Annotated in this window: 25 protein-coding genes, 1 tRNA gene and 2 pseudogenes; 13 read left to right on the top strand and 15 right to left on the bottom strand. The window is 38.8% G+C overall.

Annotated elements, in window-relative coordinates; all coding sequences use genetic code 11:
• Positions 1–22: 22 nt before the first annotated feature.
• From J2Y67_RS21800 to J2Y67_RS21785, 4 genes are all read left to right on the top strand, one after another.
• A complete protein-coding gene (locus J2Y67_RS21800) occupies positions 23–814 on the top strand; it encodes a nucleotidyltransferase domain-containing protein (protein WP_310177458.1) in 792 nt (263 codons plus the stop codon).
• Between the two features lie 29 nt (positions 815–843).
• Positions 844–1383, top strand: a complete 540-nt coding sequence (locus tag J2Y67_RS21795; protein ID WP_310177456.1) for a DUF1697 domain-containing protein — start codon at positions 844–846, stop codon at positions 1381–1383.
• Positions 1384–1802: 419 nt separating this feature from the next.
• The gene (locus J2Y67_RS21790) at positions 1803–2003 is read left to right on the top strand and encodes a hypothetical protein (protein WP_310177453.1); all 201 of its coding nucleotides are present in this window, start codon (positions 1803–1805) and stop codon (positions 2001–2003) included.
• Positions 2004–2008: 5 nt separating this feature from the next.
• Positions 2009–2212 (top strand): hypothetical protein, encoded by a 204-nt coding sequence (locus tag J2Y67_RS21785; RefSeq protein WP_310177450.1) that lies wholly within the window; start codon positions 2009–2011, stop codon positions 2210–2212.
• A gap of 162 nt (positions 2213–2374) precedes the next feature.
• Here the strand turns inward: J2Y67_RS21785 and putP are convergent, their stop codons facing one another.
• Positions 2375–3856, bottom strand: coding sequence for a sodium/proline symporter PutP (putP, locus tag J2Y67_RS21780; protein ID WP_310177448.1), 1482 nt, complete (start codon positions 3854–3856; stop codon positions 2375–2377).
• 223 nt (positions 3857–4079) lie between these two features.
• On the opposite strand from putP, the gene J2Y67_RS21775 reads away from it, so the two are divergent.
• The gene (locus J2Y67_RS21775) at positions 4080–4634 is read left to right on the top strand and encodes a thioredoxin family protein (RefSeq protein WP_310177446.1); all 555 of its coding nucleotides are present in this window, start codon (positions 4080–4082) and stop codon (positions 4632–4634) included.
• 35 nt (positions 4635–4669) lie between these two features.
• On the opposite strand, the gene plsY is transcribed toward J2Y67_RS21775, so the two are convergent.
• Positions 4670–5284 carry a glycerol-3-phosphate 1-O-acyltransferase PlsY gene (plsY, locus tag J2Y67_RS21770; RefSeq protein ID WP_310177444.1) on the bottom strand — a complete coding sequence of 205 codons (615 nt, stop codon included), beginning with the start codon at positions 5282–5284 and terminating at the stop codon, positions 4670–4672.
• Positions 5285–5324: 40 nt separating this feature from the next.
• Here plsY and J2Y67_RS21765 point away from each other — a divergent pair, with 40 nt between their 5' ends.
• The 5 genes and pseudogenes from J2Y67_RS21765 (at position 5325) to J2Y67_RS21745 (ending at position 8738) form a co-directional block, all read left to right on the top strand.
• On the top strand, positions 5325–5450 hold the full coding sequence (locus J2Y67_RS21765) for a hypothetical protein (protein WP_310177442.1): 126 nt from the start codon (positions 5325–5327) through the stop codon (positions 5448–5450).
• Positions 5451–5594: 144 nt separating this feature from the next.
• Positions 5595–5735 (top strand): hypothetical protein, encoded by a 141-nt coding sequence (locus J2Y67_RS21760; RefSeq protein ID WP_310177441.1) that lies wholly within the window; start codon positions 5595–5597, stop codon positions 5733–5735.
• 195 nt (positions 5736–5930) lie between these two features.
• On the top strand, positions 5931–6872 hold the full coding sequence (locus J2Y67_RS21755) for a diacylglycerol kinase (RefSeq protein ID WP_310177439.1): 942 nt from the start codon (positions 5931–5933) through the stop codon (positions 6870–6872).
• Positions 6873–6980: 108 nt separating this feature from the next.
• Positions 6981–7163: pseudogene (locus J2Y67_RS21750) on the top strand (cysteine hydrolase family protein); the annotation flags it as partial.
• A 111-nt stretch (positions 7164–7274) separates the two neighbouring features.
• Entirely contained in the window at positions 7275–8738 is a 1464-nt protein-coding gene (locus J2Y67_RS21745) for a nicotinate phosphoribosyltransferase (protein ID WP_310177436.1), read from the top strand.
• Between the two features lie 139 nt (positions 8739–8877).
• On the opposite strand, the gene J2Y67_RS21740 is transcribed toward J2Y67_RS21745, so the two are convergent.
• The 3 genes from J2Y67_RS21740 to cidR form a co-directional block, all read right to left on the bottom strand.
• Entirely contained in the window at positions 8878–9249 is a 372-nt protein-coding gene (locus J2Y67_RS21740) for a hypothetical protein (RefSeq protein ID WP_310177433.1), read from the bottom strand.
• Positions 9249–9782, bottom strand: coding sequence for an acyl-CoA thioesterase (locus J2Y67_RS21735; protein WP_310177431.1), 534 nt, complete (start codon positions 9780–9782; stop codon positions 9249–9251). Before J2Y67_RS21735 ends, J2Y67_RS21740 begins: the two co-directional genes overlap by 1 nt.
• Positions 9783–10025: 243 nt before the next feature.
• Positions 10026–10916 (bottom strand): cidABC operon transcriptional activator CidR, encoded by an 891-nt coding sequence (gene cidR, locus J2Y67_RS21730; RefSeq protein ID WP_310177430.1) that lies wholly within the window; start codon positions 10914–10916, stop codon positions 10026–10028.
• 135 nt (positions 10917–11051) lie between these two features.
• On the opposite strand from cidR, the gene rlmD reads away from it, so the two are divergent.
• A complete protein-coding gene (gene rlmD / locus J2Y67_RS21725) occupies positions 11052–12437 on the top strand; it encodes a 23S rRNA (uracil(1939)-C(5))-methyltransferase RlmD (protein ID WP_310177428.1) in 1386 nt (461 codons plus the stop codon).
• Positions 12438–12515: 78 nt separating this feature from the next.
• Positions 12516–12688: pseudogene (locus tag J2Y67_RS21720) on the top strand (DeoR family transcriptional regulator); the annotation flags it as partial.
• Positions 12689–13019: 331 nt separating this feature from the next.
• Here the strand turns inward: J2Y67_RS21720 and selB are convergent.
• The 10 genes from selB to prdC all read right to left on the bottom strand — a co-directional run bounded on the left by selB (position 13020) and on the right by prdC (position 23034).
• On the bottom strand, positions 13020–14897 hold the full coding sequence (selB, locus tag J2Y67_RS21715; RefSeq protein WP_310177426.1) for a selenocysteine-specific translation elongation factor: 1878 nt from the start codon (positions 14895–14897) through the stop codon (positions 13020–13022).
• A 317-nt stretch (positions 14898–15214) separates the two neighbouring features.
• Positions 15215–16117, bottom strand: a complete 903-nt coding sequence (locus tag J2Y67_RS21710; protein WP_310177422.1) for a sulfite exporter TauE/SafE family protein — start codon at positions 16115–16117, stop codon at positions 15215–15217.
• A 102-nt stretch (positions 16118–16219) separates the two neighbouring features.
• Positions 16220–17308: a proline racemase family protein gene (locus J2Y67_RS21705; RefSeq protein WP_310177420.1), complete on the bottom strand. Its 1089-nt coding sequence runs from the start codon at positions 17306–17308 to the stop codon at positions 16220–16222.
• Between the two features lie 28 nt (positions 17309–17336).
• Complete coding sequence (locus tag J2Y67_RS21700) at positions 17337–17558, bottom strand: hypothetical protein (RefSeq protein ID WP_310177418.1); 222 nt, start codon at positions 17556–17558, stop codon at positions 17337–17339.
• Positions 17555–17827, bottom strand: coding sequence for a glycine/sarcosine/betaine reductase component B subunit (locus J2Y67_RS21695; RefSeq protein WP_310177416.1), 273 nt, complete (start codon positions 17825–17827; stop codon positions 17555–17557). Before J2Y67_RS21695 ends, J2Y67_RS21700 begins: the two co-directional genes overlap by 4 nt.
• A 57-nt stretch (positions 17828–17884) precedes the next feature.
• Complete coding sequence (prdD, locus tag J2Y67_RS21690; protein ID WP_310177414.1) at positions 17885–18637, bottom strand: proline reductase cluster protein PrdD; 753 nt, start codon at positions 18635–18637, stop codon at positions 17885–17887.
• 110 nt (positions 18638–18747) lie between these two features.
• On the bottom strand, positions 18748–19473 hold the full coding sequence (gene prdB, locus J2Y67_RS21685) for a D-proline reductase (dithiol) protein PrdB (protein ID WP_310177413.1): 726 nt from the start codon (positions 19471–19473) through the stop codon (positions 18748–18750).
• A 4-nt stretch (positions 19474–19477) separates the two neighbouring features.
• Positions 19478–19786: a CBO2463/CBO2479 domain-containing protein gene (locus J2Y67_RS21680; RefSeq protein ID WP_310177411.1), complete on the bottom strand. Its 309-nt coding sequence runs from the start codon at positions 19784–19786 to the stop codon at positions 19478–19480.
• Between the two features lie 9 nt (positions 19787–19795).
• Positions 19796–21688, bottom strand: a complete 1893-nt coding sequence (gene prdA, locus J2Y67_RS21675; RefSeq protein ID WP_310177410.1) for a D-proline reductase (dithiol) proprotein PrdA — start codon at positions 21686–21688, stop codon at positions 19796–19798.
• 56 nt (positions 21689–21744) lie between these two features.
• Positions 21745–23034 carry a proline reductase-associated electron transfer protein PrdC gene (gene prdC, locus J2Y67_RS21670; RefSeq protein WP_310177409.1) on the bottom strand — a complete coding sequence of 430 codons (1290 nt, stop codon included), beginning with the start codon at positions 23032–23034 and terminating at the stop codon, positions 21745–21747.
• Between the two features lie 317 nt (positions 23035–23351).
• On the opposite strand from prdC, the gene J2Y67_RS21665 reads away from it, so the two are divergent.
• A tRNA-Sec gene (locus J2Y67_RS21665) sits at positions 23352–23448 on the top strand.
• Positions 23449–23476 lie beyond the last annotated feature (28 nt).

Below are 23476 nucleotides of genomic sequence, written 5' to 3'. Positions count from 1 at the left end.
GTATGATGAAAAGAGGGTCGCTATGAGGGAACAAATTCAAGGGGTTCTGAAGACCTTGGAAATGAATAAAGATATGAAGGTCCTTTATGCATGTGAGTCAGGGAGCAGGGCATGGGGGCTTTCATCTGAGGCTAGCGATTATGATGTAAGATTTATTTATGTTCATAACAGGGAATGGTATTTATCCATTGACCAAGGGAAAGATGTCCTGGAGGTTCCCGGATCGGCATTGCCTTCTGGTGATTCAATTTTGGATATGAGCGGTTGGGAATTAACAAAGGCATTAAGGTTATTTCGGAAATCGAATCCTTCACTTTTGGAATGGCTGCATTCCAGTATCGTTTATACAGAGCCATTTTCAACAATAGAACGGATGAGGGAGTTAGAAAAGAAAATCTTCTCTCCTATTTCCTGCATGTATCATTATCTAAAAATGGCTAAAGGAAACTTTTGGGACATCTGTCAGGGGAAAAACATAAATGTTAAAAAGTATTTGAATGTAATCCGCCCCCTTTTGATTACAAAGTGGATTGAAATAAACCATACTTTTCCGCCTATAGAGCTTCACCTCTTAGTTGAGAGGCTTCTCCCTTCCGGAATTCTGAAAGAGGAAATCGAAGCACTCTTAAATAGAAAAATGGCTGGGGAAGAGTTAAAAGTTGAGTCAAAAATGGATCGAATTAATGAATATGTTGAGAAAGAGATTGAACATCTTGAAATTTATATAAGAGGTTTAAAGAATGAGGTCCCAAATCCAACAGAATCTCTTAATCAACTTTTTAGAGAAGCTTTGAATGAGGTTTGGGGAAAATAGGTCTATGTTCTGTAAAGTGAGGTTATGGAATGGTTTATATTGCCTTATTACGTGGAATTAATGTCGGTGGTCATAATAAGATTAAGATGGCGGATTTAAAGAATCTGTTGGAGTCGATGGGATTTAAAAAAGTAAAAACTTATATTCAAAGTGGAAATGTTGTCTTTGATTCGGAAGAGGTTGCTGGGGAACTGACTCGAAAAATAGAGGAGGCAATCCAGAAAGAGTTCGGATTTCCTGTCACAGTTGTCCTTAGGACGGCTTCGGAATTGGTCCAGATAATCCAGAAATGTCCCTACTCTCCTGAAAATCTATCAGAAGGAGAAAGTGTCCATGTGGCCTTTTTAGCAGGGGTGCCTACTGATGAAGGGATTAACTATCTTCAAAACTTTAATAAGGGCAATGATGAATATAAGATTGAAGGGCAGAATGTATACTTATTCTTCCGTCAAAGTATTCGGGATTCAAAGCTGGCGGCACAGCTACCGAAGTTAGGGGTTCAAGCCACTGTTCGGAACTGGAAAACGGTAATGAAACTGGATTCAATGGTTAAAGAAATGGAAAAATAGAAGTCTAGGAAGGCGAATCTGAGTATTAAAACTAAAATACCTTTTTCAAAAGATCGATGAAGACCAAAACTCAGTAAGAAGGCCAAAGAAATGTCCTTCATAAGGTAGATGAAGGACAAAACTGGCAAGAAAGCCAAAGAAATGTCATTCATAAGGTCGATGAAGGACAAAACTGGGCAAGAAGGCCAAAGAAATGTCCTTCATAAGGTAGATAAAGGACAAAACTGGGCAAGAAGGATAAAGAAATGTCCTTCATAAGGTAGATGAAGGACAAAACTGGGCAAGAAGGATAAAGAAATGTCCTTTATAAGGTCGATGAAGGACAAAACTGAGTAAGAAATCCAAAGAAATGTCCTTCATAAGGTAGATGAAGGACAAAACTAGGCAAGAAAGCCAAAGAAAAGTCCTTCATAAGGTAGATGAAGGACAAAACTGGGCAAGAAAGCCAAAAAAATGTCCTTCATAAGGTCGATGAAGGACAAAACTGGCAAGAAATCCAAAGAAAAGTCCTTCATAAGGTCGATGAAGGACAAAACTGGCAAGAAGGCCAAAGAAATGTCCTTCTTAAGGTAGATAAAGGACAAAACTGGGCAAGAAGGATAAAGAAATGTCCTTCATAAGGTAGATGAAGGACAAAACTGGCAAGAAATCCAAAGAAATGTCCTTCATAAGGTCGATGAAGGACAAAACTGGCAAGAAATCCAAAGAAATGTCCTTCATAAGGTCGATGAAGGACAAAACTGGCAAGAAATCCAAAGAAAAGTCCTTCATAAGGTCGATGAAGGACAAAACTGACAAGAAATCCAAAGAAAAGTCCTTCATAAGGTAGATGAAGGACAAAACTGGCAAGAAATCCAAAGAAAAGTCCTTCATGAGGTAGATGAAGGACAAAACGGGGCAAGAAAGCCAAAGAAATGTCCTTCATAACGCGCCTAGAAACCCCCTTACCAAAATAAAACCCGCCCGGATCAATTCCGAGCGGGTTGAACGATTAGGCCCCGGTTTTTAACAACCGGACACTTTCGTCAAATTCTTTTTCAATTTGATCGTTTTTCTTATGTGTAGCTAAGCTGATAATAACAGAAACGATAAAGTTAAAGACGAAGCCTGGTACGATTTCATAAAGGTTGTCACCAAGACCAACGTTTTTCCAAACGATAACTGTAACTGCACCAACAATCATGCCGAATAGGGCGCCCCAGTTGTTCATTTTTTTCCAGAATAAGCTTAATAGAATGATTGGGCCGAAAGAAGCTCCAAATCCTGCCCATGCATAGGCAACAAGGCTTAAAATGGTACTATTTTGTTTGAAGGCGAGAGCAGATGCAACAATAGCAACAAGGAGCACTGCCATTCTTCCTAAGAAAACAAGTTCTTTGTCTTTAGCATCTTTACGTACGACCACTTTGTATAAGTCCTCAATTAATGCACTGGAGGTAACGATTAATTGGGAAGAAATCGTACTCATGATTGCCGCAAGAATGGCGGCTAATGCAAAACCAGCGAATAACGGATGGAAAAAGATTTGGCTTAATGAAATAAATACTGCTTCTGGATTTTTCAAAGTATGTGCAGCATTATGATAGAAATAAGCTTTACCAATTAAACCGGTGAAAATTGTCCCAATTAATGAGATAATCATCCAGCTCATGCCGATACGGCGGGCACTTTTTGTTTCTTTGATCGTACTAATCGCCATAAAGCGAACAACGATATGAGGTTGGCCGAAGTAACCAAGACCCCAAGCCATAGCTGAGATAATCCCAATAAAAGAAGTTCCTTTAAACCAATCAAGTAATGTCGGGTCAATGTGGCGGATGGTTTCAAATGTTTCCGCAGGGCCGCCTGTTTTGAAAATTCCAAGAAGTGGAACAAATAACAAGGCAAGCAACATCATTAATCCTTGAATAAAGTCGGTATAACTTACGGCAAGGAAGCCGCCGAACAAAGTGTAGGCAACAACAACGCCGCCAACAATATAAAGACCAGTATGGTAGCTTGTCCCAAAGGAGCTTTGGAAAAAGACTGCACCGGAAACCATTCCGGATGATACATAAAAAGTAAAGAAAATAAGAATAACAATACCTGAAACAATCCGGAGTAATTTTGTGTTATCTTTAAAACGATTTTCTAAGAAGCTTGGAATGGTGATGGAATCATTTGCTACTTGTGTATATGAACGCAAGCGTGGTGCAACTAGTTTCCAGTTTAGGTAAGCACCAATTGTTAACCCGATGGCAATCCATGCGCTTGCTAAACCGGTTACATAAATACCGCCAGGCAGACCCATCAGTAACCATCCGCTCATATCTGCAGCACCGGCACTTAAGGCGGTTACAGCTGGACCCAAAGAACGGCCGCCAAGCATGTAATCCGTGAGGTTGCTGGTTTTGCGATATGCATACCAACCGATTAACAGCATCCCGGCTAGGTAAATCCCGATCGAAACTAGTTGTAAAGTTTGATTGGACATACAGTTTCCCCCTTTGTTATATTGGAAACAATTTAAAATAATATTTCCTTTATAGAAAATATTCTATCAACTTTGTATAAATATGACTAGCCTCTAATAATTATTTTTTTAGAATAGGAATATATAATTGTAAAATAATGTTAAAGGATAACGTAAGCATCTGCATTGTAATGCATTTTGTAATTGATTATCATTGAAGAAAATGGAAGGGGCGATATGAAAAATGAACTTAAATGAATGGTTTTTAAAAGGAATGAATACAGACGAATACATGAATTCAATGACCCGAAATAAAGAGGAAATGATTTCTATTTATGAGGGATATCGAGTGAGTGAAGCGGACCAAACAAAGGTCAAACCTGTAAAAGAGAAGGGTCTGCGGGCAATTGTCCTTACAGAGGATTGGTGTGGGGATGCATTATTAAACAATCCAATCTTGTTAAGAATTTCAGAGGCAGCAGACATGGATGTTCGTTTTGTTCTTCGTGATCAGAATCTTGAGCTAATGGATCAATACTTAACCAATGGGACTTCCCGTGCGATTCCGATTTTTATTTTTATTGACCAAGAGGGAAACGAAGTGGGCGTTTGGGGACCAAGGGCACCGGAAATACAGGCGCTTGTGGAAAAAGGGCGTGCAGAATTGCCGGATAAGGAGGCTCCGGACTTCCAGGAGAAACAACTGGCATTGTATAAACGATTGGCGAAATCATACCAAACAGATTCAACGATTTGGCAGACAGTGGCAAATAGCATTTTAGCAACTCTTTTAAAATAAATTGGGAAATCTCCGGCTGGAACAGTCGGAGATTTTCATTTTTTTATTGGTGGAATGCGGTCGCTTTTTATGTTTTTATCATTTATCTTTGGTTCAATTCCGAGAAGGATATTACGGATATTTGATCGGTGAAGGTAAATTAAAAAAATAGAGAATAACAGAAAGATCAGTTCAGACTCCAGCTTCGGAGACAGGAACGAATAGGTGAACATACTAAGGCCCACTGAGATGGAGCCGAAGAATACGTATTTGGTTAAAAAGATAACAGAAACGAAAGTAACATAAGCAATCAGAAATAAGGGGAAATTGGCAACCAATAACGCACCGGCAGTAGTGGCAATCGCTTTTCCACCTCTAAATCCGGCGAAAATCGGGAAGCAATGCCCTACAACGGCAGCAAACCCAAAGAAAAGAGGTTCATGGTCAAGATGAAAGTATATCGGCAGATAGGAAGCAGCCGCCCCCTTGCCGGTATCAATCAGAAGTACGAAAATGGCTGATTTTTTTCCAAGAACCCTTAGGGTATTGGTAGCTCCGGGATTTTTACTTCCATGCTCACGAATATCTACGCCGAAGATTAGCCTGCCTACAATTAAGGCGGTAGGAATACTTCCTATTAAGTAGGAAGCAGCTAGCAGCAACCAGAACAATTACATCATTCCCTTGTCAAAGTATTTATAGCATTCTATCATGATAGAGTGGTATGATTTTGATGAAATCGCAGTTTTTGGAAAAAATCAGAGCGTAATTATGAAACCAATTAATTTTGGTCAAGTTGCTAATAGCTATGCAAGGTCAAGGGAAGATATTCCGTAAATTTTAAGTTTTAAGATTAGGTTGAGTAAGACGTGTGGGGACGCCGCACGTTTTTTTTATCCAAAAAATTTTTGAAAAAAGTGTAGGGTTTGTAAAAGTCTATTTTGTTTATTAATATGTGAGACAAAAAGAAGGGGGGAGAGTATGATTGGTGATTCCGTTTTAATTGAAAAAGTACTCGAAGGCAATGACCATGCCTTTCGCCTTTTGGTTGAGAAATACCACCTCAGTCGGGGAATGGAAAACACCAAATTGATATTGCTAATTCTTATGAAGTCAGCCTAAATATGAATTAATCGGCTTTTTTTTGCAAAACAATAAAAAAGCGTTATGATAGTAGACGGAAGTTTAAGGATACAATAGTCATTATGGCTATCGATAATGATTGTAAGGCAGGATGTTAATTGGTAGAATATAGAAGACGAAACGAGACATCCGAAAAAGCCAATCGTTGATTTTATAAAATAGGATGATGATGGAATGAAAAGAGCTAGACTAATTTATAATCCTACATCAGGGCGTGAGATATTAAAACGTAATCTTCCGGAAATTCTTGCAAAATTAGAGATGGCCGGGTATGAGGCTTCTTGTCACGCAACTACCGGTGCAGGGGATGCGACTGAAGCAGCGCGGATTGCCGTAAAGCGTCGGTATGATGTGGTGATTGCAGCAGGCGGTGACGGGACGATTCATGAAGTGGTCAACGGTCTTGCTGAACAGGAATTTCGGCCAAAATTAGGAATTATTCCTGCCGGTACGACCAATGATTTTGCACGCGCCCTGCATATTCCCCGTGATATTGGCGGAGCTGTCGATATCATTACAAAAGGGGATTTAATTCCTGTTGATATTGGCCGTATCAATGATAAGTATTTCATTAATATTGCAGGTGGCGGAAGAATTACGGAGCTTACATACGAAGTGCCGAGCAAGTTAAAAACGATGCTTGGTCAGCTGGCTTATTATTTAAAAGGGATGGAAATGCTGCCGTCCATTAAAGCCTCTGAGGTTAAGATTGAATATGATGGAAAGCTTTTTGAAGGAGAAGCCATGCTGTTTCTAGTCGGGCTCACTAACTCAATTGGCGGGTTTGAGAAGCTTGCTCCCGACTCATCGATTAATGACGGCCTTTTTTCATTGTTAATTTTGAAAAAAATTAACCTTGCCGAATTTATCAGAGTTGCCACTTTGGCCATCCGCGGTGAACATGTCAATGACGCAAATGTTATTTACACGCAGGCTAACCGGGTTAAGGTTTATTCAAATGAAAAGGTTCAATTGAATTTAGATGGGGAATTCGGCGGATTGCTTCCGGCTGAATTTGAAAATCTGTATCGTCATTTAGAAGTGTTTGTACCACTTGATGATATCCGCCCGCTTGACCGCCCAACTGATTGGGTTCCGGGAAAAAGATATAGTTAAAAGATCCGTTCCTTTGGGAGCGGATTTTTTAGTGAGATAAGGTAGAATTTTGTGTATAATGGATGAAAGACATTAGTCAAGACAGGATTGTGAAGGAGTGAACGAAATTTGCCAAAAAAAGCATTAATCAATATCGATTACACCTATGATTTTGTAGCGGATAACGGTGCCCTGACCTGCGGAGAGCCTGGGCAGGCGATTGAAGGAAGAATCATCGCTTTAACCAAAGAATTTATTGCTAACGGTGATTATGTTGTTTTTGCCAATGATGTTCACGACAAAGGGGACCAAGGGGCTTTGGGACATTTTGAACAATCGCTTGGCGCTATGGTTAAATAGTCATTAAAATGGTAGAATAATTAAAATGTTGAAAATGCTCTTGCGGCAATTCGGAGGTCTATGATGAAACACATTTATCATGATGATAGCTTAACTCTGCATACGGATCTTTACCAGATTAATATGACAGAGACGTATTGGAGAGACGGGATACATAATAAACGTGCAGTCTTCGAATTATTTTTCCGAAAGCTTCCGTTTGGGAATGGCTATGCTGTTTTTGCAGGATTGGAAAAAGTGATTCAATATATTCAAGGCTTCCGTTTTAGTGAAGAGGATTTGGCGTATTTAAAAAATGAAGTTGGCTATAAGGATGATTTTTTAAATTATCTTAAGGATTTAAGATTTACAGGAACCATTCGTTCAATGAAAGAAGGGGAACTTGTCTTTGGCAATGAGCCGATTCTCCGCGTCGATGCCCCACTAGGGGAAGCGCAACTAATTGAAACCGCTTTGCTTAACATTGTGAATTACCAAACATTGATTGCGACAAAAGCATCAAGGATTAAGCAAGTAGTCGGCGATGAAGTGGCGATGGAATTTGGGACAAGACGGGCACAGGAAATGGATGCTGCCATCTGGGGAACAAGAGCTGCTTATTTAGCAGGTTTTGAGGCAACCAGTAATGTCCGTGCGGGAAAAATGTTTGGAATTCCGGTGTCGGGTACCCATGCCCATTCAATGGTCCAAGCCTATAAGGATGAATACACGGCCTTTCACAAATATGCCGAAACACACAAGGATTGTGTTTTTTTGGTCGATACCTATGATACGATCCGTCTGGGTGTGCCGAATGCTATCAAAGTGGCAAAGGAATTAGGCGATAAAATTAATTTCGTCGGAATTCGCCTTGATAGCGGTGACTTGGCCTATTTGTCAAAGGAAGCGCGTAAAATGCTTGATGAGGCAGGCTTTGAAAAGGCGAAGATTTTTGCATCGAGCGATTTGGACGAGTATACGATTATTAACTTAAAAGCCCAGGGTGCAAAAATTGAAAGCTGGGGAATTGGGACGAAGCTAATTACCGCATACGACCAGGCTGCACTTGGTGCCGTGTACAAAATTGTCTCGATTGAAAATGAGCAAGGAGAAATGGAGGATACGATTAAAATTTCCTCTAATCCGGATAAAGTGACGACACCAGGCATGAAGAAAATTTACCGAATTATTAATAATCAGAACAATCATGCTGAAGGGGATTATATCGCGATGGAGGATGAGAAGCTGCCGGAAAAACGGTTGAAAATGTTCCATCCAACCCATACGTATATCAATAAGGTGGTTACGAACTATACGGCAAAAGAGCTTCATGAAGATATTTTTGTGAAGGGTGAGCTTGTTTATGAAATTCCATGTCTGGAAGATTCGCGGGAATATCTGAAACAAAATCTTAATGCCCTTTGGCCGGAGTACAAGCGTACCATGAACCCGGAAGATTACCCAGTCGATCTAAGCCAGAAATGCTGGGATAACAAGATGAAAAATATTGAAGAAGTAAAAGAAAAAGTTGTGGCCATGCAGGAATAAAAGACAAAAAGGCGTCCCTTTGGTAAGGGGCGTTTTTTTGGTAAAAAAACAGGAACCGGGGTGCAGTTCCTGTTCTTTCCTTGCAGGGGTGGAAATTAAAATCCATAAAGGGGAAGTCCTTTGCTATATCCTAAAAGTATTATTGAATACTTGAGGACCCAACTAATGATTCGGGTGCATAACCCAGTACTATGAGACTAATTTTAGAGTACCCGATCGATTTAAAATCGGTAAATAGTTGCTTTAATACCTCACTATCAGTATCAGCTAATAATTTTTGTAACTCTCTTTTATAGAGTCTAAGGACAGAACCGTAAACAAATTTAGGTGTATGTTCGCCTGGGTCTTCTCCCATAATTAAGCATCCCATATAATGATATTTAAATTGAAATGCTCGGGTAAGATTGATCATATCTTGGAGCTTTTCAAAAAGGACAGGATATTCCACTTTTAGCGTTTCAAGTACTTCTTTTACTTCGGTTAATTCATCAAGACTTGATAAAGTAATCATTATTTTTCCTCCTCTTTCGTGTCCCAAGGTTTTTTAAGTGATATATAGGCAGCTAATTCTTTGGATTTTTGTCTTCTGATTTTCCGGATTTCAGCACGTTCTTTTGCTGTGTTATAAAGGAATATTTCTTCCTCTGTTTCAGGGATGACACTAGGAACTTCCACAGGACGTTTATTCTCTCCTAAGGCAACAAAGGTCAAGAAGGCTGTTGCCGCGATACGGCGTTCGCCGTTCATAATATCTTCGGCAATGACTTTGCAGAATACTTCCATTGATGTTTTCCCTGTATAGGTAACAAATGATTCGACGCAGACCGAATCGGTTTGGTGGATCGGGCATAAGAAATCGATGGAGTCGGTTGAAGCTGTTACACATTCTTTTACTCGGGAATGTCTGCGTGCAGATAGAGTTGCGGCGTCATCGAGCTTTTTCATTAAAACTCCACCGAATAGTGTATTATAGTTATTTAAATCGCATGATAATACTTGTGCAGTATTCACAATGCGGCTTTCTTTTACTTTTTTTGCTTCCATTTCATTGCTTCCTTTCAAGTTGGAATATAGTCTGTTGAGGGTTGGTTAGTTAACACTATTTCCAAGTTATTAAAGGGCGTTTCTAACTTACTTTAAGTTTACGCCCGGTGGTTTTGGAAGTAAAATGGTTATATTTTATCAGTAGTATAGCTTTTATCTATGTAAATGCTTTCAGTTATGCAAAAACATTTATAGTTGGACATAAAAGGAAAAAAGATGATTCCTAGGGAGGAACCATCTAAATTAATGATAATGTTTTGCAAGTTGTTTTTTCGTGAATTCCAGCCATTCTTTCGCTGCAAAAGAAAGATATTGATTTTTACCCCAGATCAATGCCAAGTGCCAGCTGATGGAAGGGTTAACCACTTTTATCGCTTTTACGTTCTGATTTAAATCTTTGCAGACGCTTTCCGGCAAAAGGGAAACCCCGAGTTTATTGGCAACCATTTCTTCAATAAACGATCGTTGCGAGCTTTCGGAGATAATATGTGGATTAAAGCCCACACTATTACAGGAAAGAATAATTCGATCGTTGAGGGCAAAATCCTTATTAAACAAAATAAACGCTTCATTTTTTAGCTCTTCCAGCTCGACCCCTGCCCGATCAGCGAACGGGTGGGATGGATGAAGGATAAGATTCAAATCCTCCTCCATAAAAGAAAAATGATCAAAGAACTCATTTTTCGTTGGAAGCACTATGATACCGACATCAAGAAGATTGTTCGCCACATCCTCCTCAATTTTCTTAGAACCATCCTCGACTAGTTGAAAGGTAATACCGGGATATTTTTCATGAAAACTGCCAACAATTTTGAGAAAAATAGCTGCATCAAAGATTGGCGGCAATCCTATCCGGATATGTCCTTTTTTAAGTCCCAATAAATTATCCAATTCTGTTTCTAGATTATTAAAAGCTTTATCAATTAATTTGGCTTGCTCTAATATGACACGGCCTGCATCCGTTAAGGTCATTTGCTTGCGGGAGCGGTCGAAAAGCTCTACACCTAATTCGGTTTCAAGGTTTTTTATCATTTTACTGATCGTCGGCTGCGTGATAAATAAATGTTCAGCCGCACGGGAAAAACTATTGAAATTTGTTACCTCTATAAAATATTGTAAATGCTTGATATCCACGTTCGTACACCTGCTTATGATGAATAGTTAAGCTTATTTTACTTCTATTTGGCGCATTCTACCATGAGTACTTCGTAATCCTATCAATAATATGATACAATCTTGCTAGTCAAATCGGAGAAAAGGAAGAATTAGATGAACAGAACAATACCTGTAAGTAAAAATGAATATATAGATGTAGTTTTTGAAGATTTAACCCATGATGGGGCGGGAGTTGCCAAGGTCGAAGGTTATCCGTTGTTCATTCCAAATGGCTTACCTGGAGAAAAAGCAAAGGTCAAAGTGATTAAGGTAAACAAAGGCTATGGTTTTGCCCGCTTAATTGAACTTTATGAGAAAAGCCCATACCGGGTTGAAATTAAGACAAATGAGGCTCATATGTACGGCGGCTGCCAGCTTGAACATATTAGCTATGAAGGACAGCTGAAGTATAAGGAAAATCAGGTTCGCCAGGTGCTTACCCGCATTGGAAAACTCCAGGATGTGAAGGTTCACCCTATTTTGGGAATGGATCAACCATGGCACTATCGCAATAAAGCCCAGGTTCCGGTAGGGGAAAAGGATGGAAAGCTGATTTCCGGCTTTTTTAAGCCAAGAAGCCATGAAATTGTCGATACGAATGAAAGTCTCATTCAGCTTCCGGAAATTAATGAGGCTGTTCAAGTGGTAAAAGAAATCTGCAGTGAGCTACAGATTCCTGCTTACCAGGAAGAAATTCATAAAGGGGTTCTTCGCCATATTATGGCTCGTTATGGTCAGCAAACCGGTGAATTGATGGTCGTGATTATCACTCGAACAGCGGATATTCCGCAGAAAAACAAGCTGGTTGAAGAAATTGTAGCGCGCCTGCCGAAAATTAAATCGATTGTTCATAACGTGAATTCGAAGCGGACAAACGTCATTCTCGGTGAAAAAACAACCGTATTATGGGGGAATGAATTCATTTATGACTATATCGGGGATGTAAAGTTTGCGATTTCGGCGCTTTCCTTTTATCAAGTAAACCCTGTTCAAACAAAGGTGCTTTATGACAAGGCACTCGAATATGCCGGCTTGACCGGTGATGAAAATGTCATTGATGCTTATTGTGGCATCGGAACCATTTCTTTATTTTTAGCACAGAAGGCTAGGAAGGTCTTTGGCGTCGAGGTTGTTCCCGAAGCGATTGAAGACGCTAAACGGAATGCTGCTCTAAATGGTATAACGAATGCTGAATTTGTTGCCGGGGAAGCGGAGGTAGTAATTCCTAAGTGGTATAAGGAAGGCAATACGGCCGATGTATTGGTTGTCGACCCGCCACGAAAAGGCTGCGATGAAGCACTGCTGCAAACGATTATTGAAATGAAACCCAAAAAAGTCGTGTATGTATCCTGTAACCCGGCAACCTTGGCACGCGATTTACGGATCCTCGAAGATGGGGGCTATAAAACGTTGGAAGTCCAGCCGGTAGATATGTTTCCACAGACGACACATGTGGAGTGCGTTTCACAGCTAGTTTTAAAAGAACCAGGAGCCTATTAAGGTTCCTGCATTATTATGTTGTATATATATTATAACGATAACTATAAAATTATCATGCCAGACACAAGGTGAAATCAAATGATGAAAGAAAAGCGCATAAAAGAATTCAAGAATATGTGACTGAACATCAATCGGCCTCATTAGATGAACCCGTGGCCGTTTTTGATGTATCTAAAAATACGATTAGACGTGATGTTCAAGAGTTAGTTGAACGGGGAGAATTGAAAAAAGTTTATGGCGGAGTATCTGTCATTTTATTGTCCATTCTATTCCATTTGAGAACCCGAATGAACCTTATCAAAATTACGCTAAGAAAAATGGCTTACATCTTGCCATCGCCGATTAGCTGATTCTTGCTACATCCCCTTCTTTATTGGCGAACGCCGCTTAAAGAAGGGGATTTTTTTAATAGAATAAGAAATTTTTTAAACTTCCCTGGTCCTGACATAAAATACCTCTTAATTGAGTTTTTGTGTTCCATTCATAATGATCTGGAACTAACAAAGTTAATGATTAGTAACTTTTATATAAACTTAGCCTTGAATTAAAAATTGGCCAATGAATACTACATCTTTTACCTTTTTAATACATGACACGATAATTCTCTACCCGCTTGGTTATTTTATTTTTATCGAAACATTCAAGGATCAACATCGAATATTTCCGGCTTGAGCCGGTCATATCACGAAATTCAGCAAGCGTCATTTTCCCTTTTCCTTTTATAAAATCCGTTACTTTTTGAATAGCTGTATCATAGTAATCTTTGTAAATAACGGTTTCATGATCCAAACGGACAATCGATTTGCCAATAAGTGAATCAATTAATTCTTTCCGTTCTTTAATCGTTCCAATTAGTTCTGCTTCGCTTGGAGGTGTATAACCTGCTTGTTTCAGTTTTTGTTCAATTTCTTCTTTATCTTTCAATTGATATTTATTATATGTGACTTTAAATTCCCTTAAAGAAATCGTTTCATGAATCTTTATCAATTTTTCTTCTTCTGCTATTTGTAAAATTCTATCAAAATCTTTCCCTTTTACATTTGGTGCGATGCGAGAGCGCAACTCTTCTTTGGCAATACCTGTTCTTAGTCTAAACGATTTGTGAAAACGTTGGAGTATGGCAGTCATTTCTTTTTTAAACTGTTCATATTTTAATGTATGCATATATTGTTGATTGATTTTTATAAGTTCATTTCTGCTAATCATATCAGCCATCATTTCGGCAATTTCCTCCTGGGAATTCCCTAAATAGCTGGCTACTTCTTCCATAGAAGTTAATAATTCTACTTTTCTGGCTATAAAGTCAGCAATCATTTCCTGGTATGAACCCTTATCAAGTGTCTTTAACGTTTCAATTATATTTTCATTAAAACGACGATGTTTTTTGGGTACTGCATCTAAAATCACTCCACCACCAATAACATGCATTGGAGAATAAGAGCGCAGAATAAATTTATCTCCTTTTTTTGCAACAATTTCCTCTTCAAGCCGCAGTTGTAAAAATGCTTCTTCTCCTGGTTGTAACTTTTCAATCCCAATAGGGACAACCCTGCAAAGTATTTCTTTTGTTCCAATATAAAGGCGTGACCTATCCCATAATTTAATTGGCATATCGGTGTGAGCTAAAAGACTGGCTTTTACGTCCAGCAACCAGGATTTTTGGACTGAATGAGGTAATGCCAGCGTATCCCCCCTTGAAAGATCCTTCACCTGTGCATTAGCTAGATTTAAAGCAACTCTCATTCCAGCAGAAGCATCCGATACGTTTTGTTCATGAACTTGGATATTCCTAATTTTTACTCGAAGGCCCTTAGGATAAACCATTAATTCATCATTTACTCGTATAGTCCCTTCTATTAGCGTCCCTGTCACAATCGTTCCAAATCCATTGACTGAAAAAACCCGGTCAATATGCATTCGCGGTGGAACAAAAGAGTTCGAACGTTCAATTGTATTACTTATTTCATCCATTTTATCAATCAACTCTTTTATCCCGGTTCCGGATAATGAATCAACTTTGCAAATTGGCGAACCTTCAAGCAGTGTTCCTTGTAATTGCTCTTGAATATCTTCTTCAACTAATTCAAGCAATTCTATATCAACTGTATTTATTTTAGTGATCACAATGATATAATTTTTAATTCCCAGCATTTGAAGGATATCAATATGCTCTTTTGTTTGTGGCATGATTCCTTCTCCGGCATCAATAACTAGGAGTATTAAATGAAGACCGGAAAGACCTGCCATCATGTTTTTAATGAATTTCTCATGACCTGGTACATCAACAATTCCGGCCCGCTTTCCACTTGGCAAATTCATATAAGCAAAACCCAGATTAATAGAAAGGCCACGAGTTTTCTCTTCTATCGTGGTATCTGTTTCTATGCCGGTCATGGCTTTAATTAAAGTTGTTTTCCCGTGGTCGACGTGCCCAGCTGTTCCAATAACAATATGTTCCATTTTGCTACTCCTGCCCATTTTTTCTTTCCATTTTGCCTTTTTAAATAGTTGTTTTAAAATGTTTCAATAGTGTTTTCCTTATTCCTTCAGCAAATGCCTTTCATTGGGTTATACGATAAATTTGCTTTTAAAAAGCCAATATACACATTTTAATTTTTTCTTTCCATTATATAAAGGGAAGACGGCAAACCATCTCCCCCTTGTTTTTTATATTTCTCCTATCACAATGAATTTGGAGGATATAGAAATATTTCGTAAATCCCAAAATTGATGTTTAGTTATGGTCCGGCAGCCAAGATCTTGATCATTTCGATAGTCTATGCACCCTGTTTCATTTCAACCAATGTTGCTGCAGTTTTTCGACAACTTGACTTTATCATAGATATGGATGTATACATTACGACAGCAATAATAACCCATGTTAAAATGGTTAAATCCAGACTGGTTACAAATTTAACAGCCACAATAACGCCAAGGACACCTCCGATTGTTAATCCTATAGCGCCTTTTCTTGAATAACGATCATTTTTAATGAATTCAAGGCTGGCAACGGGCATTAAAGCAGAACAAGAAGTCATCATAATAGGGAATGCAACTAACGGGTTTAAACCTAACATATAGACCATTGCCATACATGGTGCATATAATCCTATACCTGCCGTCATTAGCGCGCCAAGTATAAAATTACCAATAATAGCAATAATCAGGAATGTTCCGGAAAGTCCCATTGCTTTGTTTCCTTGTCCAAGCAAATCCAGTATGTGTAATTGTTTCAGCGTCATGATGATGGCAGTAACAGCCAGCGCTATTCCCATCGCTCTTTGAATCTTTTTCTCGGGAAGTTTTGATACCGTTTTTGCACCCAGCCATGATCCTAACATTGCTGCAATAACCATAGAAGATAAAGTTAGCGCTTCTACTTTAACAACTGTAATAAATAAAAACGCCTCGAGAATTACTGGGATGGTATGACCTGCATTTAATGTTCCGGGCAGCAGATTATCGTTTTTTAAAAATTTGGATACCTTAAAACCAAGTGTTGTCGTTGCAAAACAACCAATCCCGAGAGTATCAAAAAAATCTGTAATAAAGCCAACAATAAGTGCTGTCAAGGTTTTTTCCGGCCCAAGATTTTTTTTATGAGCGATTAAATCTTTTATAAGATAAATAGCAAACGTGCCGCCTAAAACGGTAAGCAAGGTTAAAATCGCTGTAACCATCCACACCATTCCTTTCTAATTTTGAAATGTAATCACTACCCGCTTTGGTTCAAAAAATGAATTCAAGTACTGCGTGTCATGAATAAGAATACTCTGCATTTCTTATTTCAAAATAAATCCATATTTAAGCGGATCTTCAGGATCAATCAAAAAGGTATTATATCCTGTAATGTAGGCTGACCCAGTTATTTCTGGAACTACGGCAGTAAACTCGCCTATTGTTGTTTCTTCCACTATCCGGCCTTTAAATAATGTGCCAAGGATGCTTTCATAAACGAATGGCTCATTTATTCCTAATTCTCCTCGTGCATAGAGGGTTGCAAGTTTAGCACTTGTACCTGTACCGCATGGGGAACGGTCCACTTGTCCTTGTCCAAAAATAACAACATTTTTATAGGTGGCATCTGGATGTATTGGATCATCAAAAATTTCAATTAAGTCTGCCTTATTGATATGCTTTAACGTTGGATGTTGTATTTCAATATTTGCATTGACTGCTTGCAGAACTTTCATTCCAAGGGAGGTTAGTAGTGAAGCATTTTTAGGCTCTACTTTTAATCCGAGCTCTTTTGCAGAAATAATGACAAAGAAGCTGCCGCCAAATGAAATATCAAAGGTTACTTCACCTATTTCCGGTATATACAGTTTTTGGTCTTTCTTATATAAAAATGAAGGAACATTTTTAAAGGAAACTTCTTCAACTTTTCTGCCATCTTTTATGGAAGCATTTGCACGAACCAGTCCTGCAGGGGTATCAAGGACTACTTGAGCAGTTCTTCCATCTCCTGTCTCAACCATTCCTGTTTCAATCGCTACTGTAACGGCTGCAATTGTATTGTGTCCACACATATTTAGATAGCCGCCGCCATCCATGAAAATAATGCCAAAATCAGCGTTTGGATCTGTTGGGGCTGTTAAAAATGCACCAAACATTTCATTATGTCCGCGTGGTTCATGCATTAATGCAGTGCGTAAATGATCATGATGATCAATCAAATATTGCCTTTTTTCAGCCATTGTTTTTCCAGGTATGTTCGGAATTCCTCCTGTAATAATTCTTGCTGCTTCACCTGCTGTATGAGAATCAATAGCCGAAATCATTCTTGTAATCGCAGGGGCACCTGGTAAAATTGCTTGTTCCTCATTGGCTGTTATTGACTCAATATCAGAAATCAATACTGAATTTGTCATTGTTTTACCTCCATATTTTGAAAGCTTATTATCTGGGCCTTTTCTCTTGCATTTGTTTGTCTCGCCTGATTTTTAACTTCAACAACGCAAGTGCTTTTCGCGCATCCATTTCATCTGCATTGTTTTCACCAACAATTTGAGTTTCAATGCCTTCTACCGATTTATTAAAATCAACAACAAAATCTGTGAATTCATTTGTAACCACAAATTTTGCCTGTGTGCCGATAAATTTTAACCCAACAACACTCATTTGACGGTTACTATTTCTTGCATCGTATTTGCAAAATCCACATCACTATTTCCCCAGCCATCTGCTGAAATAATAACGCCTTCTATGCGCATCGCTTCCAGCCAGGCCGCAGTTCGTTTTCCAACCAGATGTTTTCTTTGGTTGTCTTGTGGCGTACCGACAATAATAATGCCTGCCAAGTCCACATCTTGATCGGAACTTACAACATCCAGTAATGGATCTCGAAAATGATGCAAAGTTGTTTCTTTAGTAGAAGGTCCTATCCCCATTCGTCTTCACCAACCTTTAAAGAATGTTAAAAATTTCACATACTTTTCGAAAAATTTTTAGGTAAGTGATCGAAGTGCGCCATCTCGATATTCATTTGGAGTAAGAACGACAGGCATGTTCCCTATATCCATAATTGAAATACCGCCTTCGATCCCGCTCGGCTCGTTTGGGAATAATAGGTTATCATACATCGCACCTTGTCCAGCAACTTGCTTTACGATTGCAATTTTCGTTTTACCTTTTTTCACTTCATCGTAATATACATATTTTTCGTCTACATCTTTGCCATTTTTTATTTTTAGAACGTCTCGAATGGGTTGGATAATGGAATCGCAAATTTGAAACATTAAAAATGCAAGACTTCTAGTAAAAGATAAGCCACTTTTTAACAGGACATCAATGTGGATAATATAGTCATCTTCATTTGGCGTCCCAGCTTTTCCAAGCATCAACTTATCTTTCAATATTCCTTCTGATGAGCCAAATTCATGCATTTGCCTGCCATCTTCATCTCCACCTGTCAGCATTACATATACGCCTGTTAATGTATGTGTAATGCCGTCACCCAGAATCCCTAGTACTTTGGCAGATATAGGCATAATATCCATAATCGTATTTATTTCTATGTCATGTTTTTTGGGCTCAATAATGGATACTGCAAGCTTGGATACTTTATCAAACTTATTCAATAAATCATTATCCAAACTGGGAAGTGTTAAGGCTCCATTATTCAAAGCAACTTTTGTACCAATTACTACATTCCTTACATGGAAACATTTAATGGTTAATCTTCTAAGTTCTCCTTGCAATTCTATCACCCTATATGTTTTTTCATTCTATTACTCACAAATAAACTTAGTTTATTTGTGAGTAATAGTTGCCGATTTTTATGGCGTATAAACATATATCTATTCAAACATTAAATATGGGCGATATATTCGTAAGGCAATGGTACAATTTTTCCAGCGCTTGGAATAAGAATAAGTTGCTCTAGTGTATCTTTTAATATACCCATCTGCATTTCAATGTTATGGGGTTCTCCGGCATTAGCTCCCATAGGAATTAATGGTGCTACAGCTCGGGGGGTACCATTTTGTCGCACGACTGGAGGTAATGCTGCAATAAGAATTGTTGGGATACCAGCTTTTTCAATAGCTCTCTGCACGATCACGGCAGTTCTGTGACACGTACCTCAGCCAGCTGTTAAAACAACAGCATCAACTTTCTCTTCCAATAATTTTTGTGCAATTTCAGGCCCGGTTTTTTCGGTGAATACTTCTTGATTTCCGCCGCCGCCCATAAATCCATAATGAAATGGAGCGACTTCCTTAATAAATCCTTCTTCCTGTAACTCCCTTAAGCGATCAATAGGGAACATGCAATTTATATCACGATTCACATCAGCGTTATCATAGCCTCCGTGTGAGACCATTAATTCATCGCTTGGAGTATCTCCTGGAATTGCTCTATAAGTTGTATCACCCGCTAAATTAAAACGTTTATCTGATTTTAAATGAACACCAGCTGCTGTACATAAAGCAACACGCATTTCTTTTAATTCTTTCGTTACTGGAGTGAATACTGGTTTTGGTGTGACTGGAACGAAAATTTCGGATTGCAGGCCTTTTACTACAGTAAGTCCCATTTTTCTATCTCCTTTCATTATTCGTTTGTTTTATCCGTTCTTGAATTTCTTTTCTCCGGCACTGGGATTCTTGAATGGCATAGACATATTTTTCATTTGGTGCTTCCTCAAGAACTTCCGGGTAACTCATCATAAAGCCGACTTCTTGACCTATTTGAACTTTATGTTCAGAAATGAGCATTCTTCGTGGAATTTTTAATTGACCCAGCCGGCCTTTTATATCGATGGTCACACTTGCATCTGTTACTTCAACGATAATTCCTTCATACATTCTCTCAGTCGAAATATACATTAATCGTTCTAATCTATCCATAAGTCACCTTTAGTATGATGTAGATAATTCAGGTTCTTGTTCATATATTTCCATACGTTTTTTGCTCTTAGGCAGTACTTGTTCATTGTCAACTAGTTTGATTTTTTTACCAGTAGCTTCTTCAATGGCCTCAATATTATTTTGTTTTACATTTGGATTCCATTTTCTTTCTGCTGGTTTTATTTTCTCTCCGCCAAGGACTGTTTTTAACATGGCAAGTGCTCTAATGGCATCCTCTTCACAAAGTGTATTGTTTGCGAGGATTTCATTTTCAATGCCTTGCTTGGATTTATTGTTATCAATCATGTTGTTCATATATTTATTTCCGACAACGAGAGCCCCTTGGACGGCAGAGTAGGTCATACCAACTACTTCGACACCGCGGCTGCCAATTTCTTCAATATGTGACGCAAAATCAATATGGTTATTACCAAAACCTTCTGTGGTTACGATTGCTCCATCAATATCCATTGCCTCAACCATCATGCCCAGCCGTTTGGAAACATAAAATTTTTCCGAGTTGGCTTGTGGTGAACCAACAAAAACAACCCCAACTAAATCAATTTCTTCATCTTCCATGGCTGCTTTTACTAATGGTTCTCTGAAATAATGGCGCGAACATTCTTTGGATGCTGGACCGATACATGTAAGTGCGTGAATTCCTCCGTCAAGCACTTCAGTAGGCGCTAAAACTACAGGCAGGTTACCTAAATCTACATTTGGTTTTGCACCAAGTGTTCCGACCGGTTCAACCGGCATGATTAAGTTGTCATGCATGGCTCCTTGACCCATAATTTCTTTAACAATAAGCACTTTCTTATTGCCAAGACGGCGATTCTGCACAAATTCTTCAGTGTGTACGACCAGTGAATCATCCGCTTCTTTAAGCGCTTTGCGAATTTCTTCTGTAATAAAGTCTGCTGCTTTATGGGCTGCCAGAGGACCACTGCGCTCCATGTTCGTACCAGCTTTAATCGTTACTTGCACTTTGATAAAAATTTCACCTTTATCAGGAGCACCAGGACGTCCCCACATAATATTTTTTTCAAGTTCACCTTCGGATGACCCAAATTCACCAATTTGCACTCCGTTTGCATCTGTACCAGTAAGAACGACAACCGCACCATTCATCACACGTGTAATGCCATGGCCAATTTCGCCTTCTTCTTTTGTGGCAATGGGTTGGACATCCATTATGGTTTCACTGTATGCATCATACATGTCAGGTGTAATAATTTTCAAATTCATATCTTCTACAATTTCTTCCAATTTCACAGCATCCATACAAATCTCTTCAGCGTTACGAAGATAAAGTGTTGTGCCGTCTATTTTTGTTTCATTATCAAATACTACCTTATCAATTTGAAAATACTTTCTTGTAAGACTGCGGATTTTCTTTACTTCTACGGCGTCATCTTCAGGTACGTCCACCTGACTTACTGCAGATTCTACTGCTTGTTTTCCTTTTTCGGCCGGGGCAACAGTATTATATCTTTCTACTGATAAAGGAATTTCAAGACTAATTCCTTTTCCTTCTGCAATTGTAAGTTTAATTGTTTGCAATGTTCCTGCTGTTTCATTTGAAAAAACTGCAGCAGGCTGAACTTCTTTTTCTGTTTTTTCTTCAACAGCTTCATCTTTTCTTTCTGCTTTAACACCATCTAATACATCAGGCGTTAATGGGATAAGTGCGTCCAATGTTTTTATCAGTTTTGTACCGATAACTTGTTCGATTGTAAGATAATTTGCTGGCATGGTAAGCAGCCCGGAATCCTCTAAATCTGCAAAAAGTGCCGGATCTTCAAGATTATCAGGTTGAATGATTGTTCCCGCTTCTGCTCTGCAGCATAATACGGCAGGGTCTTTGGCATGGTCCTTCGCTGTTTCTACAGTAATTGACATTTGTAAACCTCCTAGTGATTTTTTTCCTTCTTGTTAACAGTAAGAAACGAATGCAATCATTTATCGGTGGCTAATCTCCTGTATAGCTTATGACCTGCCGCACGTAATACGTGATCTGTACTATGATAAACCGGAACTCCTAACCTAGGAGCTACACCCATGACGGTGTTTGTTCAATCCTGGCACGTTCCAGTGAGTACAACTTCTGCCCCTGCTTTTTTCATTTTGAGGACCTTTTCAGCTTGTCCAGGGCAAATTCCCGGCAAGCCACATCTATACCTTCCATTTACTTCTACCAACCGTTTGCATCTCTCTGCTATAACAACCTCTGCACCCATTCCTGCGGCGATTTCGTTTAACCTTTCTTCACTTCCGCCGCATTCGCAAATAAGAATACCCACTTTACGGCTCTCCTGTGGAAAAGGCATCGCAACAAGAATTCCACCTGTTGTTTTTGTAATGGGTGTATTTTCATCTCCATGTCTGCCGGTAAATGGTCCGCCAATCACGATTTCCCCGTGTGGATGGATGTATCCGCCGCATTGATCGATATAGTATTTTGCTGGCATACCAATTGGTTGATTTAAAAAGATATTATTTCCGGATTGAACACGACCAGACACGGTTAAATCTTTTTCAATAAATGGTTTACGTAATTCAATCGCTTCAACGGCATGTTTAATCGATTCAACATTCGAGACGATTACATTCGCAGTAATCGGCAATTGCCCTGGTTCAAGTGTAATACCCAGCAATTCTCTGATAATGACACGTTCATCACCGGATGGATACATGTCGGGCAGGAATTTTAGCTCAATATCTGCCTCATTTTTACATGCTTTACCTAAAGCTGCCACTGCTTTATGATATTTTGTTTTTATGGCAATATAAGCTTTTTTAGCTTTTGTTATTTCCATTAAATATTTTAAGCCGCGGACAATAATCTCCGGCTGATCTTCCATTAACTTAACGTTATGACCAAGCAATGGTTCGCATTCTGCAGCATTCGCAATTATGTAACCATTTTCAACGTTTGTGCAGTATTTCACATACATGGGGAAACCAGCCCCGCCAGCACCAACAATTCCTGCTTCTTTAATGGCTTCCAAGTAACTGCTTGTTTCTGGAATTGGCACAAACTCACTTGGCTGATTTTGGGCCATATCAATGGTAATTTCACTTTCTGTAATCTCTTTTACTATTCCTGAGACACTGGCATGAATATTTGCACCCAAGCCTTGCGGAATTGCAATTAGTTGTCCTTTTAAAACTGTTTCACCTATATTGACAATTGGCTGACAAGGAGCGCCAACGTGTTGTTTTAGTAGAATATGAATTTTTGTCATTTTCTCACCTCCTTCATTTCTGGCTTCATCATAGCATCACTTATTTAAAAAAAATATAGATGTTTTTACAATTGATGTCGTATTCATAATTTATTCAAAAACTATTGAACAACTATTGAACAAAAAAACCAAGATATTGAACACCTTTTGAACAAATTTGAACAGCTAAACGATATGAAAAGGATGGATAAACAAGCCTCAACCATCGTATTCGAAGCAGCTATGGTATATTTACGACAATAGAAGGTGCATAAAAAATAGTTTACAAGTATAATAATTAAATTGACCGGCCCCATTTCATGTGCTACTATTCTCTTGGGAGTGGATGGGTTCTGGTGTTCCCTCTAGTCTTCAAAACTAGCATGAGGAGTTAATAGCTTCTTAGGTGGGTTCGATTCCCACACATTCCCGCCACTTATAAAAATCACAGATTGTACCATTT

The sequence above is a fragment of the Neobacillus niacini genome (assembly GCF_031456445.1).
Lineage (GTDB): Bacteria > Bacillota > Bacilli > Bacillales > Cytobacillaceae > Neobacillus > Neobacillus niacini_I.
Note: the sequence above shows the minus strand (reverse complement) of the source record. Positions and strands in the feature narration are given on the sequence as shown.

Coding starts and splice junctions, on each gene's coding strand:
- J2Y67_RS21800 (WP_310177458.1), top strand. CDS start 23: ATGAGGGAACAAATTCAAGGGGTTCTGAAGACCTTGGAAATGAATAAA.
- J2Y67_RS21795 (WP_310177456.1), top strand. CDS start 844: ATGGTTTATATTGCCTTATTACGTGGAATTAATGTCGGTGGTCATAAT.
- J2Y67_RS21790 (WP_310177453.1), top strand. CDS start 1,803: ATGAAGGACAAAACTGGGCAAGAAAGCCAAAAAAATGTCCTTCATAAG.
- J2Y67_RS21785 (WP_310177450.1), top strand. CDS start 2,009: ATGAAGGACAAAACTGGCAAGAAATCCAAAGAAATGTCCTTCATAAGG.
- putP (WP_310177448.1), bottom strand. CDS start 3,856: ATGTCCAATCAAACTTTACAACTAGTTTCGATCGGGATTTACCTAGCC.
- J2Y67_RS21775 (WP_310177446.1), top strand. CDS start 4,080: ATGAACTTAAATGAATGGTTTTTAAAAGGAATGAATACAGACGAATAC.
- J2Y67_RS21765 (WP_310177442.1), top strand. CDS start 5,325: ATGATAGAGTGGTATGATTTTGATGAAATCGCAGTTTTTGGAAAAAAT.
- J2Y67_RS21760 (WP_310177441.1), top strand. CDS start 5,595: ATGATTGGTGATTCCGTTTTAATTGAAAAAGTACTCGAAGGCAATGAC.
- J2Y67_RS21755 (WP_310177439.1), top strand. CDS start 5,931: ATGAAAAGAGCTAGACTAATTTATAATCCTACATCAGGGCGTGAGATA.
- J2Y67_RS21745 (WP_310177436.1), top strand. CDS start 7,275: ATGAAACACATTTATCATGATGATAGCTTAACTCTGCATACGGATCTT.
- J2Y67_RS21740 (WP_310177433.1), bottom strand. CDS start 9,249: ATGATTACTTTATCAAGTCTTGATGAATTAACCGAAGTAAAAGAAGTA.
- J2Y67_RS21735 (WP_310177431.1), bottom strand. CDS start 9,782: ATGGAAGCAAAAAAAGTAAAAGAAAGCCGCATTGTGAATACTGCACAA.
- rlmD (WP_310177428.1), top strand. CDS start 11,052: ATGAACAGAACAATACCTGTAAGTAAAAATGAATATATAGATGTAGTT.
- selB (WP_310177426.1), bottom strand. CDS start 14,897: ATGGAACATATTGTTATTGGAACAGCTGGGCACGTCGACCACGGGAAA.
- J2Y67_RS21710 (WP_310177422.1), bottom strand. CDS start 16,117: ATGGTTACAGCGATTTTAACCTTGCTTACCGTTTTAGGCGGCACGTTT.
- J2Y67_RS21705 (WP_310177420.1), bottom strand. CDS start 17,308: ATGACAAATTCAGTATTGATTTCTGATATTGAGTCAATAACAGCCAAT.
- J2Y67_RS21700 (WP_310177418.1), bottom strand. CDS start 17,558: ATGAGTGTTGTTGGGTTAAAATTTATCGGCACACAGGCAAAATTTGTG.
- J2Y67_RS21695 (WP_310177416.1), bottom strand. CDS start 17,827: ATGGGGATAGGACCTTCTACTAAAGAAACAACTTTGCATCATTTTCGA.
- J2Y67_RS21680 (WP_310177411.1), bottom strand. CDS start 19,786: ATGGATAGATTAGAACGATTAATGTATATTTCGACTGAGAGAATGTAT.
- prdA (WP_310177410.1), bottom strand. CDS start 21,688: ATGTCAATTACTGTAGAAACAGCGAAGGACCATGCCAAAGACCCTGCC.